This is a genomic window from Gordonia gummivorans, from assembly GCF_022513585.1.
Classification (GTDB): domain Bacteria; phylum Actinomycetota; class Actinomycetes; order Mycobacteriales; family Mycobacteriaceae; genus Gordonia.
This window is the reverse complement of the sequence record NZ_JAKWBF010000027.1, coordinates 38,481-51,732: the sequence shown is the minus strand read 5'-3', so window position 1 is coordinate 51,732 and position 13,252 is coordinate 38,481. Positions and strand designations below refer to the sequence as shown.

General features: G+C 67.6%; 13 protein-coding genes and 1 riboswitch. Of the genes, 6 read left to right on the top strand and 7 right to left on the bottom strand.

The features are described 5' to 3' along the window. The first annotated feature begins 16 nt into the window (after positions 1–16). Positions 17–1,447 (top strand): amidohydrolase family protein, encoded by a 1,431-nt coding sequence (locus tag MKW15_RS18275; RefSeq protein ID WP_240860643.1) that lies wholly within the window; start codon positions 17–19, stop codon positions 1,445–1,447. Here the strand turns inward: MKW15_RS18275 and MKW15_RS18270 are convergent. Continuing rightward, positions 1,410–2,597, bottom strand: coding sequence for an ATP-grasp domain-containing protein (locus MKW15_RS18270; protein WP_240860640.1), 1,188 nt, complete (start codon positions 2,595–2,597; stop codon positions 1,410–1,412). The genes MKW15_RS18275 and MKW15_RS18270 overlap by 38 nt on opposite strands. A 192-nt stretch (positions 2,598–2,789) precedes the next feature. On the opposite strand from MKW15_RS18270, the gene MKW15_RS18265 reads away from it, so the two are divergent. The 4 genes from MKW15_RS18265 to MKW15_RS18250 are packed head-to-tail and all read left to right on the top strand — an operon-like array spanning position 2,790 to position 5,955. After that, the gene (locus MKW15_RS18265) at positions 2,790–3,851 is read left to right on the top strand and encodes an EamA/RhaT family transporter (RefSeq protein WP_240860639.1); all 1,062 of its coding nucleotides are present in this window, start codon (positions 2,790–2,792) and stop codon (positions 3,849–3,851) included. Positions 3,852–3,888: 37 nt separating this feature from the next. Further along, entirely contained in the window at positions 3,889–4,764 is an 876-nt protein-coding gene (locus MKW15_RS18260; RefSeq protein WP_240860693.1) for an SCO6745 family protein, read from the top strand. A gap of 41 nt (positions 4,765–4,805) precedes the next feature. Beyond that, positions 4,806–5,267 carry a nuclear transport factor 2 family protein gene (locus MKW15_RS18255; RefSeq protein ID WP_240860637.1) on the top strand — a complete coding sequence of 154 codons (462 nt, stop codon included), beginning with the start codon at positions 4,806–4,808 and terminating at the stop codon, positions 5,265–5,267. Between the two features lie 13 nt (positions 5,268–5,280). After that, complete coding sequence (locus tag MKW15_RS18250; protein ID WP_240860635.1) at positions 5,281–5,955, top strand: phosphoribosyltransferase; 675 nt, start codon at positions 5,281–5,283, stop codon at positions 5,953–5,955. Here MKW15_RS18250 and MKW15_RS18245 read toward each other — a convergent pair. From MKW15_RS18245 to thiO, 6 genes are all read right to left on the bottom strand, one after another. Then, a complete protein-coding gene (locus MKW15_RS18245) occupies positions 5,952–8,549 on the bottom strand; it encodes a LuxR C-terminal-related transcriptional regulator (RefSeq protein WP_240860634.1) in 2,598 nt (865 codons plus the stop codon). The genes MKW15_RS18250 and MKW15_RS18245 overlap by 4 nt on opposite strands. A gap of 70 nt (positions 8,550–8,619) precedes the next feature. Next, complete coding sequence (locus MKW15_RS18240; RefSeq protein ID WP_240860632.1) at positions 8,620–9,357, bottom strand: ABC transporter permease; 738 nt, start codon at positions 9,355–9,357, stop codon at positions 8,620–8,622. After that, positions 9,354–10,283, bottom strand: coding sequence for an ABC transporter ATP-binding protein (locus MKW15_RS18235; protein ID WP_240860631.1), 930 nt, complete (start codon positions 10,281–10,283; stop codon positions 9,354–9,356). Before MKW15_RS18235 ends, MKW15_RS18240 begins: the two co-directional genes overlap by 4 nt. A 23-nt stretch (positions 10,284–10,306) precedes the next feature. Beyond that, positions 10,307–11,083 carry a thiazole synthase gene (gene thiG / locus MKW15_RS18230; RefSeq protein ID WP_308221072.1) on the bottom strand — a complete coding sequence of 259 codons (777 nt, stop codon included), beginning with the start codon at positions 11,081–11,083 and terminating at the stop codon, positions 10,307–10,309. Beyond that, positions 11,076–11,273, bottom strand: a complete 198-nt coding sequence (thiS, locus tag MKW15_RS18225) for a sulfur carrier protein ThiS (RefSeq protein ID WP_240860630.1) — start codon at positions 11,271–11,273, stop codon at positions 11,076–11,078. The genes thiG and thiS overlap by 8 nt, the downstream gene beginning before the upstream one ends. Next, the gene (gene thiO, locus MKW15_RS18220; RefSeq protein ID WP_240860629.1) at positions 11,270–12,337 is read right to left on the bottom strand and encodes a glycine oxidase ThiO; all 1,068 of its coding nucleotides are present in this window, start codon (positions 12,335–12,337) and stop codon (positions 11,270–11,272) included. The genes thiS and thiO overlap by 4 nt, the downstream gene beginning before the upstream one ends. Further along, a riboswitch (TPP riboswitch) is annotated at positions 12,332–12,435 on the bottom strand. Its footprint overlaps the gene before it by 6 nt. A 56-nt stretch (positions 12,436–12,491) precedes the next feature. Here thiO and thiE point away from each other — a divergent pair. Beyond that, positions 12,492–13,154, top strand: a complete 663-nt coding sequence (gene thiE, locus MKW15_RS18215; RefSeq protein ID WP_240860628.1) for a thiamine phosphate synthase — start codon at positions 12,492–12,494, stop codon at positions 13,152–13,154. The last annotated feature ends 98 nt before the right edge of the window (positions 13,155–13,252 follow it).

Genomic DNA, 13,252 nt, shown 5'->3' with positions numbered 1-13,252 from the left:
TGCTTGTGTGGTTCGAGTGAGTACGACGCACCTCGGGCACATCTTCCACATCGCCGGGTCACCAACGGTCGACCTGGCCGCCGATGCGCTCGTCGAATTGCCCGACGGCGCACTCGTGGTGTCCGACACCGGGGCCATCGAGTATTGCGGTCCGCGCGCCGAGCGGCCGAAACTGCCCGGCGAGGTGGTGATCGATCACGGCTCCGCATTTCTGATGCCCGGATTCATCGACACCCACATCCACTTCCCACAGGTCTATTCGACCGACGCGTATGGCGGCGGCCAGCTTCTGGAGTGGCTCAACAACTGCATCTTCCCCGCGGAAGCACGACTGGCCGATCCGGAGTTCGCGCAACAGGCGGCACGCGACTTCACCGCCCGCCGGATCGCTTCGGGAACCACGGCCGCGATGGTCTTCGGTTCCGCCTTCCCGGCCGCGCAGAACGCGCTGTTCACCGAGACGCAGAGTGCGGGGCTTCGCATCGTCAGCGGCCGCGGTATTCAGACCGCCGGCCCCGAGACCGCCGCCTCCCTCATCACTTCCGAATCCGACGCGATCGCGTTGACCGCCGAGGAGATTGCCCGCTGGCATTGCGCCGACACGGGCGATCCGAGCACAGCACGGTTGCAAGTGGCTGTGGTACCGCGGTTTTCGCTCTCGGTCACCACCCACACCCTGCGGAGCCTCGGGGAGCTCTACGACGACGTGCGCGATCGCGGTGTCTACGTGCACAGCCATCTCAACGAGAACAACCGGCCGGGAACTGGTGAAATCGACACGGTCAAAGCACTTTTCGGCGTCGAGTCGTACCTCGACACCTACGACGGCAAGTTCCTGCCCGGCTCGGTGGTCGGTGGCCCCGGACTTCTCGGGCGTCGCACCATCATGGCGCACGCGGTGCACTGCACCGACGATGAACTCGCCCGGATGGCGCAGACCGGCACCTCGATCGCGCATTGCCCTGTCTCCCAACTGTTCCTGGGCTCGGGAACGATGCCGTGGAAGCGGACGATCGCCGCCGGGGTGACCGTGGCCGCGGGCACCGATGTGGGCGCCGGTGACGAGTGGCTGATCTCGCGGGTGCTGTCGGACGCCTTCAAGGTCCACATCACCGAGCCGGGCGATGCCAGCGTCTCGCTACACCCGGCCGAACTACTGTTCACCGGCACTCTCGCCGGGGCCCGCGCCCTCGACATGGAGGACCGGTTCGGCAACTTCGACGTCGGCAAGGATGCCGACTTCCTGGTGATCGAGCCCGACCGCTGGCCACCCCTGGCCGCGACCATCGAACGCGGGATCCGCTCCGACGATCCGGACCATGCGCGCGATCAGCTCTTGTTCGCGCTGCTCATGGGACTGCGCGAGCCCGCGATAGCCGAGGTGCACGTGGCCGGTCGGCGCGTCGAGGTCAGATCCGATGACCATCCCACTCGTGGTCGTGCATGAATCCTTCTGCCAGACCGACCTTGTAGCGGAAGCAGCTCCGCAGGATGCCCGCATAGGCGATGGGCAACATGATGGCCGGCTTCTCGTCGCCGCGGCAGGTGATCACGTCGTCGGATGACCGGAAGTCTCGCCAGAACTGACGAATCGTGTTGTCCCCCCGTCCTGCTCGACGCCAGCCGTAGAGCAGCATGCCGAGGCCGATCATCCGGTTGACGTCGGCGTCGGGCTCGATGACGGGTGCGTCCGGGTCGTCGTCGAAGAAGGCGCGGTCGACGCGATTGTGTGGCGAGAACATCATGATGCCGCTCGTCGCGCGGGGATTGCACTCGATGCAGAACAGTCCATTCTCGTCTTCGATGAAGTCGAAGCCGATCTGCCCGGTGAAACCGATGTCGGCCACGAAATCGGTGACCCACGAGAAGATTCCCTCGTGCCGCGCCGACGTGAAGTTGAGGCACGAACTGCCGTCGATCGCATAGTCCACCGGATAGGTCGCGTGGGCGCGGACGCGGCCTTCGTGGCAGACCGAGTAGGTGCAGTACTTGTCCCCCGACGCCCATTCCTGTGCGATCCACGGGTTGTCGGCGTCGTGCTCGAGCCAGGTCAGCGGTTCACCGGGAATCACCTTGTGTACCTTCTGAGATCCGCGTGAGTACACCTTCTTCAGCGCGAATGGGGCCGTGAAGTCCAGTCCCGGAACATCTTCCGGGCCGATCACCTGGGCGTACTTGCGGGTCGGGATTCCACGCTCGGTGAGGAATCGCTGGAACTCGTACTTGTGGTGAAGACGGTTCTCGAGCTCGAAATCCGAAAGGAACAACTGACATTCAGGGCCGAAGATGTCGGTCATCATCGCGATGATGTCGGTTTCCTCGTGGATCGGGATCAGCAGGTCGATCTTCTCGGCCTCGACGATCCGGGCCAGCGCGTGACAGTACTCGCGAGGAGCGAACTTCGGTGGCGGCACTCGATGAAACGACGACACCGCATTGGAGAAGCGCCCGACGCCGATCGGAATGCTGTCCACGAGGGTGACGCGATGGCCACCGGCCGCCAGCAACCGCGCCAGCTCCAGGGTGAGGAATGACCGGCCGAAAGTGATCAGGACGCGTCGAGAATCCCGCTCGTGCGCGCGTTGGAAGGAGTGCACCGGGGCGAGTGTAGACCGAGGGCGTGTAGAGATTATGTAGGGCAGCGGAATATCCAGTACAGCGCTCGCCGTTGTGTTGCTAGGTTGCTCGTCGGTGTCCGATTTGTCGGGGGCACCCGGGAGAATAGGTGGGCGTGGGGACCCAGTAGCCGATGACCTGCGGGTATTCGGGTAACAGCGGAAGGTGGGGTCATGTTCCTGGTCGGTGTCATCTCGGCGTGTCTGGCTGCGGTGGCATATGGGATGTCGACGGTGCTGCGCGCGCTCGGAGCTCGGCGCGTGGCCACCGAGGCACGCGAGGAGGGCGAGGACCACACCAATTCCGCGGGCGGACCCACGCTGCAGTCGACGATGTCGACATTCGTCGACCCGGCGTTCATCCTCGGCACGATGATGGTCGTCATCGGCTTCGCCGGCGGCGCGATCGCGGCCCGATTCCTGCCGTTGTTCCTGTCGCAGACCATCGTGTCCGCCAATCTCGTGGTGACGGCGCTGCTCGGCACGATCATGCTCAACATCGCACTACAGACCCGCGACTGGATTGCTATCTGGTTGGTGGTCCTGTCGCTGTGTCTGCTGGGGGCGTCGTCGTCGCATCAGACCGGCGGCGGCGAGGAATGCGCCTTCCACTGGGGTCTGTTCTTCGCCACGCTGGTGCTCTGCGCATTCGCGCTCTTCGGTGTGTATCGCCTCGGCCGACACGGCGCGATCGTCGGCGGCGCGGCCGCGGGGTTCCTGTTCGGCGTCATCGCGATCTGCGTCCGCGTCCTCGACGGCGTGCACCCGTTCGACGGTGTGGCACTCATCACAGATCCAGCTGCATGGACGATCGCGGTGGCCGGCGCCACCGGGTTCTTCGTGCAGACGGTGGCCCTCCAACTCGGAGCGGTGAACGGCGTCACCGCGGTCCTCGTCGTCGGTGAGACCGCCGGCCCCAGCCTGGTGGGAGTGCTGTTCCTGGGTGACACCGCACAACCCGGACTGGGCTGGCTGGCCATCGTCGGCTTTGTGGGCGCGGTCATCGGAGCGGTGCTGGTGGCCTGGTACGGCTCGGGCGATCCCGATCACTTCGGAGAGGCACCGCCGATGAAAGGCGGCTGGCGGCGCGGCCGCGAAGACGCACCCGAACCCGCCGTGTCGGCCCGCGAGGACGACATCGACAGCCTCCCCCTCGACCCGTTCGGAATGCCGATCCGGCTGACGCCGCGCACCGAACCGGGGTCCACCCGCGACGGGGACCACGAGCCGGACTGACCCGACGGTGTTGACACGGTGAGCGGTCTTGACGACTGTGGAAACCGTGTCAGATACCACCGCGTCGCGCAGCGCCTACGAAACCCTTGAACCGTTTCACGTCCTCGCCTACTTCAGCCCGCTGTTGCGGGATGCCCAGCGCGACACCGGACTCGACCCGCACGCCTTCTACGTCGGTGCACGTGGCGCCCCGCTCGGCGCATGTGTCCCGGCCGTCGTGACGTCGACGTTCTACAACTTCGCTCCCGAACTGATCGAGAAGAGCTGGACCGCCGCGCTCGACGTCGGGCTCGATCGCGTTGCCGCCCGACGCGACGCCATGCTCGACGAGCAGCTACGCGCCATCCTCGGCGACGGCGCCGACGATCCGTCCATCACCGAGCTGACCGCCGGTTACCGAGAACTCGCCGTCGGACTGCCGATCGGGGGTCGGGCGCTGGCTGCCGGGTGGTCGACCGCAACGCCGCCCGAGTCCAGCGTCGTAGCGCTCTGGTACGCGGTCGCGGTTCTCCGAGAGTGGCGCGGGGACAACCACATTGCTGCGCTCGTCCTCAACGGATTGCACGGTGTCGACGCCGTCGCATTCCACGAGGCACAACTCCCCGATCCGACGGTCAAACGCCGCGTCCTGGGCCGTAAGCTCGTTCAGCTCACGCGCGGCTGGTGCGACGACGAGTGGGAGGCCGGCGTCGACCGGCTCGTGGCGGCCGGGCTCGCCGAACGGACCGACGACGGCCACCGCCTCAGCGCCGACGGCGGGGCGCTCTACGACGACATCGAGGCCACCACCGACGCACTCGGGGAATCGCTCTGGTCATCGGACGGTGCCGCAGACCTCGTCGAGCGGACGAGACCGATCGTCAAGGCCGTCATCGACGCGGGCGTGCTCCCGGGGACGAAGAAGAAGGGCTGAATCCGCCACGGATCACGGCTGCGCGCAGTAGATGTTGACTTATGACCGACCTCGCCGACGACATCGCCGCGATCAAGAACCTCAAGTACCGGTACCTGCGTGCCCTCGACACCAAGGACTGGGACGCCTTTGCCGACACCCTCACCAAGGATGTGACCGGAAACTACGGGGAGAGCCTGCAGTTCGGGGATCGTGACGAACTGGTCGAATACATGCGCACCAACGTGGGGCCCGCGGTGATCACCGAGCATCGCGTCGACCACCCGGAGATCGACATCGACGGCGACGAGGCGTCGGGCCGCTGGTATCTACAGGATCGGGTCATCGTTCCCGACTTCTCGTTCATGCTGATCGGGGCGGCCTTCTACGCCGACCGCTACCGCCGCACCCCGGACGGCTGGCGCATCAGCGCAACCGGGTACGACCGCACCTACGAGGCGACCGTCGCGCTCGGCGACCTACCGAGCTTCACCGTCCGGACCGGACCTGCCATCCACCTCTGAGGCTCCGAGCGTCATGTCGCAGCCGCCGCCGCTCAGCGCCGACCACGTATTCCGGAATCGGCGGGACGCGGGAGTGGATCTCGGACAACGGGTTAGGGCTGCCGTCGACTCCGACGACCGCGGCCCGATCATCGTGCTGGGTCTGGCCCGCGGCGGCGTCCCGGTGGCGCGCGAGGTTGCCGACGCCGTGGACTGCGAACTCGACACTCTGGTGGTACGCAAGATCGGGGCACCCGGTCAACCCGAGTTCGCGATGGGCGCGATCACCCACGGCAACCACGTGGTGGTCAACGACGACATCCCCCGCAGACTCGGTGTGACCACAGCACAGTTCGACGCCGCGCTCGCTCGGGAGAGCCGCATCCTCGCCAACCGCGAGGCGCGCTATCGTGCAGGGCGCGAACCGCTTTCGCTTGCGGACCGGGTGGTGATCCTGGTCGACGACGGGCTGGCCACCGGGACGTCGATGTCGGTGGCCATCGACGCGGTGCGTGCGGCCGGGGCGTCGCGGGTGATCGTTGCGGTGCCCACCGGACCCACGGACATCTTCGAACAGATGGGGGCGGCGGGCGCAGACCAGGTGATCGTCGCGGTGACTCCGACGCCGTTCCACGCGGTCGGACAGTCGTACGCCGATTTCACCCAGGTAGGTGACGACGAGGTGGTTGCCACGCTGGAGAGGCGCTAACCGTCCTTGAGGAGCAGCGCCGCGATGTCGGCGCGATCGGTGACGTCGAGTTTGGTGCAGGCACGGTAGATGTGGCCTTCGACGGTGCGTACCGACACGGTGAGTCGCTGGGCGATCTCCTTGTTCGACAGTCCGGCCGCCACCAGGTTGGCGATCTCACGTTCGCGCGAGGTCAGCGGCAAGGGCCGGGCAGCCTCGACGAGCGCCGGGGTCCGCAGTCCTCCGCACTCCGACGCGAGGCGGTTGGCCACCGCCGCCGAAGCGACTGTCGCCGAACGATTCTCCTCCTTGTCGTGCATGACGCTGGCCTGGGCGGCGGCGTCTGCCGCGGAGAGCCGAATGCCGAGTTGCTCGAAATCGGCTGCGCACACATCCAGTTCGACGGCGTCGCCCTCAGCGAGCGCGATCGCGTGCCGCGCGTACACGGCGACGACCGGCCCGTCGACCTGCTGCGCCAGCTCACCGAGTCGCTCGCCAACCGACTGGTCGCCGAACCGGGCGGCCGTGTGCAACGCCTCGGCCTCGATGGCGAATTGCCCAGTGGTCCGAGCCTTGTCCGCTGCCTCGTGTGCGAGTTCGACTGCGCGGGTGAGCGTTCCGGCCGCGGCCGACTGCCATGCCTCGGCGATCGCCAGCATCGAACCGAAGATCGCCACGTTCTTCCCGTACTTCGCTCGCGCCTTCACGAGGACGGCCTCGGCCTTCTCGGTCTGCCCGAGAGCGCTGAGCGCCTGCGCGAGGTAGATGCGGGCGGGGTAGTTCCACGACAGTGAGAAGCCCTCGCCGTCGAGGATCGCCAGCGTTTGCTCCATGCGTCGGGTGACCGAGGTGCACGCCCCCTGCGGCATCTCGACGGCAGCCACCAGAATCCCCGACATCGCCCACCCCAGGTACTGCGCGGTGTTGGCGAAATCGACGTAGCGCGCGGCGGCCAGATTGCCGTCGTCGAGCCGACCGGTGAGCGTGAGCGCCAGCATCTCGCCGAAAGCGGTCGGGAAGCGCAGCATTCCGTCGACCTCGAGTCCACGACCGCGGCCGGCCACCTTCTCGACGGCACTGCCCTGACCTCGCAGCGCCCGCGACAGACTGCCCCCGAAGACCGCCCACTCCACCGCCCACGGCAGCGGGTGCTTCTCGGCGAACACCTCGTCGGACAGGCGAACCGCGTCGTCGATCCGGTTCTCGAACAGCGCGCACGCCGACGCGATACCGGTGACGATGGGACGCAGGCCCGGATCCTGGATGCGTTCGAACAGGATCTCCAAGAACTCTTCGGCGCGGTCGGCGTCGCCCATCGCCCAGAACATGTTGCCGACGCGCAGCCCGCCCCAGCGCAGGATCTGCGCCTCGTTGTCGAAGTCGTCGGGGTCGAAGCGGCTGAGGATCTGCTCGGCCTCGTCGGGATGGCCCTGCCACATCAGGGCCCGGGCCAGCATCTCCGCCTCGTCGAGCCCGCCGCCCTCCTCGAGCGCTGCGCGCGCGAACCGCTCGCCCATCGGGATCTGCGCCAGGTTCATCGCGTCCCGAGCAGCCGCACCGAGCAGTTCGAGGTCGATGTCGACGTCACTCTCGATGGCCAGGTCGGCCAGGCGGATGCGTTCGGCGGGCGTCGTCCGCGGTCGTTCACGCAAAGCCTTGACGAGCTTGCCGCGCAGCCGCCGCGACGACACCAGACCCAGACGACGACGGATGACCTCGCCGAACAGCGGGTGATGGAAGCCGACGTTGAGCCGTCGGCCGTCCCGGACGATGCGCACGAGCCCGGCGATCTCCGCCTCTTCCACCGCTTCTTCGCCGGCGAGTTCGGACAGGACGTCGATGTCGAGGGGCTCGCACAGGCTCAGGTACTTCAGTGCGGTGAGCACGGTGTCGTCGAGTTGCTCGATGCGGCCTTCGAGCAGCGACGCGAGTTCGGAGGTGATCGCGGCGCGGCCGCGCAACTGCCAGATCCCCTTGACCTGCCGCAACGTATTGGCCTGCCGTGCACCGTCGACCATGTGCCGGAGGAAGAGCGCGTTACCGCCCGACGCCTCCCACATCAGGTTGGCCGAATGCTCCTCGAGTTGCCCGCCGAGCACCGACTCGATGAGGTCGACGCTCTGCTCCTTGGTGAAGGGCGACAACGTGATTCGGGTGAGGTGATTGTCCTTCCAAAGCGACGTGACGGCGTCGGGCACCACCTCGCCGCTGCGCACCGTGGCGACGATGTGGACGGCGCGGTCGATGGCGAGCTGATGCAGCAGCGTCGCCGACAGTTCGTCGAGCAGATGGGCGTCGTCGACGCCGATGACCACGTCACCGTCGGCGAGTAGCGATTCGCGGGCCGCGGCGAGGTAGGTCACGGGATCACTGGACGTGGCCGGACCGACGAGATGCGCGAAGACGCCCAACGGAATCGACCGGGCCGACTCGGTGCCCGCGACCCACCGGACGCCCGACGACAAGCCGGCCGTGACATGACGCGCGAGCGTGGTCTTGCCGACGCCGGAATCGCCGGTGAGGACCACGCCGCACCCGGTGGTCTCCCCGCGCAGGGCAGCCTGAATGGTTCGGAACTCGCGTTCACGCTCCACCAAGGGCCAATTCCCGGACATGCCTGCAGATTTTAGACTCATCGGTAAGTCTCGGCACCAGTCGCGGTCAAGTCTGACCGAACTGTTCACATCAGGCGTCGCGTTTGTTGACCACGGCGATCGCTGCGCGGAGAATCACCAGCGCGACCAGGGCAAAGTAGACCAGTGAACCGTAGATGTTCCAGTGGAAATCGCCGGTGTCGCCGGTGAGGAACCGCCAGCCGTTGGTGAACGGGAGGAACGGCACCACCGGCTCCCCGACCTTCGGCAGCAGAGGTATCACGACCGTCTCCACGAGGAGCGTCCACACCAGCACGATCGTCACCGCACCCGCCGTCTGCCGGATCAGTGCACCCACCGCCACGCCGATCAGCATCGCCAACGCGATGAAGATGGGCGTCCCCCAGAGCTGACGGATGGCATCCGAACTGGTGAGGTCGAAGTCGTCACCGGCAAAGAGCTTGGCGATGACCAGACCCAGCAGGCAGATCACGAAGGTCACCACCAGGCCGACGATCGCGAACACCACCCCCTTGGCGACGAGCACCTGCCAACGGCGGGGCGTTGCCTCGAAGGACAACCGGATGGTTCCGAAGCGGTACTCCGTGGTGATCCCCAGGACCGCCATGATCAACAAGACGGCGAGACCGAACTGGTTCACGCCCAACAGGTAGACGTTCGCCGGGTTGTCGGTGAGCTCGTCGACCGGACCGCCCGACGAGATCAGCGCGGCCAGACCCAGACCCAGGACGGCCACGATCGCCACGCACCAGTAGGGCGAGCGCGTGCTCATGAGCTTGATCCGCTCCGAGTCGATCGTCGCGATCATGCCACGACCCCCGTTCCACCCTGGTATTCGACGTCACCGGCGGTGACCTGCATGAAGACCTCCTCGAGCGATGCGGTCTCCTCGGTCAGTTCGTGCAGGACCACCCCGGCCGCAGCGGCCAGGTCGCCCACCTGGTCGGTGGTCGTGTCGGGCACCACCATCACCGGTCGGCCCTTGGCGTCGGCGGGACCGGGCGCCGGCGCCAGGCCTGCCGCGGCCAGCGCGACGTGCAGATCCTCCAGCTGCGGACCGCGCACCCGAACCGAAGTTCGTGCGCGCGAGGTGAATTCGCTGACCGAGCAGTCGGCGATGAGCCGCCCGCGGCCGATGACAATGAGATGGTCGGCGGTGAGCGCCATCTCGGCAAGGAGGTGGCTGGAGACGAAAACGGTGCGCCCCTCCGAAGCGAGCTGTCGCATGAATCCGCGAATCCAGACGATGCCCTCGGGGTCGAGGCCGTTGACCGGCTCGTCGAACATCAGCGTGTGCGGGTCACCGAGGAGTGCGCCGGCGATGCCGAGCCGCTGCGACATGCCGAGCGAGAAGCCACCCGCGCGCTTGGTGGCCACCGACGTCAGACCGACCATCTCGATGACCTCGTCGACCCGACTCGCCGGAATCCGGTTGGCCGCCGCCAGCCAGCGCAGATGCGACCGCGCACTCCGGTTGGGATGGACCCATTTGGCGTCGAGCAGCGCCCCCACCTGCCGGATCGGATCCTCGAGATCCTGGTAGCGCTGACCGTCGATGGCGACCGAACCCGAGGTGGGACGGTCGAGGTCGAGCATCATGCGCATCGTGGTCGACTTGCCGGCACCGTTGGGGCCGAGGAAGCCCGTCACGTGCCCGGGTGACACCTCGAAACTGAGGTTGTCGACGGCGCGCTTGTCGCCGAAGTCTTTGGTGAGCTTCTGGACTGTGAGCACACCCCGACCATAGCGTGACCCACTCAACTGCTGGTCGCGCGCTCGGGCGACGACGCCTCCGCCCAGAAGCGACGCGGGATCCGTCCCGCCTGCGCCGCGAGCCGGCCCGCGAGAACCGCGTGGCGCATGGCGGCGGCCATCCGTTCCGGGTCGTCGGCCCGGGTGACCGCCGACGCCAGCAACACTCCGTCGCAACCGAGTTCCATCGCGAGGGCCGCGTCGCTTGCGGTGCCGATCCCGGCGTCGAGGATCACCGGCACCTGCACCCGCGCGACGATCATCTCGATGTTGTGCGGGTTGAGGATGCCGAGGCCAGTGCCGATCGGGGAGCCGAGGGGCATCACAGCAGCGACGCCGATGTCTTCGAGCCGGGCAGCGAGGACGGGGTCGTCGTTGGAGTAGGCCAGCACGGTGAACCCGTCCCGGACCAGCGCCGACGCGGCGTCGACCAGTTCGATCGGATCGGGCATGAGGGTGCGTTCGTCGGCGACCACCTCGAGCTTGACCCAGTCGGTCTCCATGGCCTCGCGGGCCAGTTGCGCGGTCAGCACCGCCTCGGCCGTCGTGTGGCAGCCTGCCGTGTTGGGCAGGGGTGCGATGTCGAGGCGCCGGAGCAGGTCGAGCACTCCGGTGCCCGACGCGGCGTCGACCCGCCGGATCGCGACGGTGGTGAGTTCGGTGCCCGACGCGATCAGTGCGCGTTCGAGGACCGCCAGGCTCGTCGCGCCGCCGGTACCGGTGATGAGTCGTGATCCGAACTCGCGGTCCGCGATCCGCAACGGATCTGTGCAGTCAGCCACCCTGCACCGCCGTCACGACCTCGACCACCGAACCATCCGGAATGGATTGCGCCCACGAGCCTTTCGGGACGACCGCGCCGTCGACGGCGACCGCAACCCCGCGGTCGGGCAGGCCCAGATGCGTCAGCAGCGCGGCCACCGACGTTTCCGGGGCCACCGCTGTCGGTTCGCCGTTGACCGTGATCGTCATCTCTCGCCTCCCGAAGTCATTGCCGCCGGTGTGGGTGCCCGCCGCGGATCACCGAGCAGCCCCACCACCTCGTCGGCCGTGAGTGGTGCGAGCACAATTCCGTTGCGGCCGTGGCCGGTTGCGACCACGGTCCGCTCGTCGAGACGCCGAATGATCGGCAGTCCGTCCGCCGTGCATGGACGTAGGCCCGCGCCCGCCTCGACGAGTTCGTACGTACGCAGCCCCGGCATCACCTCGGTGGCGTCGGCGAGCAGGTCGAGCACTCCGCCTGCCTCGGGAAGGATATCGCCGGCATCGACAGGAGCTTCGTATTGCGTTGCGCCGACGACGATTCCATCGGCACGAGGCACCAGGTACACATTGCGGCCGCCGACCGCCGCGCGGATCACGTGGCGCGGCGGTGGCACCGAGGACCGCGTGCGCCGCAACCTGAGCACCTCACCCTTGGCGGCCTGGAGTTGCGCCTGCGGCCATAGTGCGTTGGTGCCCAATCCGGCGGCGAGGACCACCTGGTCGTCGTCGAGCGCGTCTCGCGAACCGATTCGCGTGTCGTCGAACACGACGCCCGACGCGCGGGCCGTGTCCCGCAGCGCTGTCAGGAGCCGCCGATTGTCCAGTGCCCATTCGCCTTCGGCGCGGTAGCCGCCCACGAGCCGGGTACTCAGCGCCGTCTCGAGTGCGCGGATGTCGCGGCCGGTGATCGAGGTGAGCACCGTGCGAGCGTCGGTCTGCTGAGACCACACGAACCGGGCGAGATGGTCGAGACGGTGCAGGTCGGCTGCGGTACCGGCGACGAACAGCGAATCGGTGGCGGTCACGACGTTCGGGTCGCCGAGCCGGTCGATGAGGGCGGGCCAGCGTCGAACCGATTCGACGGACATCGCGAGCAGCGTCTCTTCGCCCGGAATGCCCTCGCCCAACGATCCGAGCATGCCGCCGGCCACATGTGAGGCACGGTCGGCGACTCCCGCGTCGACGACCCGCACACGCCAACCGGCGTCGGACGCCGCAAGCGCAATGGACAGCCCGATGACGCCGCCGCCCACAACGGCAACACTCTGCACGTGCAATCACCTTCCTTCGCCGGCATTACCCGGATCAGGTCAGACGGTCTGCGGCTTCTCCGCACTCTCAGCCCGGCCGGGCTCCCGTGATGTACTCCGATCCCGAGCCTACGCGGCCGGTCGGTCTTGACTTATCGAAGGTAGCGTCTACCCGATGACCATCTCGCCCCGACAGCGACTCGACACGGCGACGCTCTACCTGTGCACCGACGCACGGCGAGAGCGCGGCGACCTGCTTGATTTCGTGGCGAAGGCCATCGACGGCGGTGTCGACATCGTCCAGTTGCGCGACAAGGGATCGGTCGGCGAGGAGCGATTCGGGACGCTGGAGGCGCGTGAGGAACTCGCGGTCCTCGCGGAGCTGCGTCGGGTGGTCCACGCCCGCGGAGCCCTGCTGGCCGTGAACGATCGCGCCGACATCGCGGCCCTGGCTCAGGCCGACGTCCTGCATGTGGGCCAGGGTGATCTCGCGCCTGCTGCCGCCCGGCAGATCGTCGGGCCCGACGTGGTCATCGGGCTGTCGACGCATGATGTCGACCAGGCCGCAGGCGCCGCGGCCGACGACGACGTCGACTACTTCTGCGTCGGCCCGTGCTGGACGACGCCCACCAAGCCGGGACGGCCGGCGGCCGGGCTGGATCTGGTGACCTCGGTCGCCGCGACGAACTCGGTAAAGCCGTGGTTCGCGATCGGCGGCATCGACCTCGCCCGGCTCCCCGAAGTGCGGGCAGCCGGGGCGGAGCGGATCGTCGTCGTGCGTGCCATCACTGCGGCGGACGATCCGGAATCGGCGGCGCGAGCGCTGGTCCGAGGCTGACCAGCTGCCCTCCGGCCTGGAGGGAATCTGTACGTGGCGGCCCGACCAAGTGCACAGTGCATTTCGTCGCGCCGGCAGGTACAGATTCCCGACGCGGC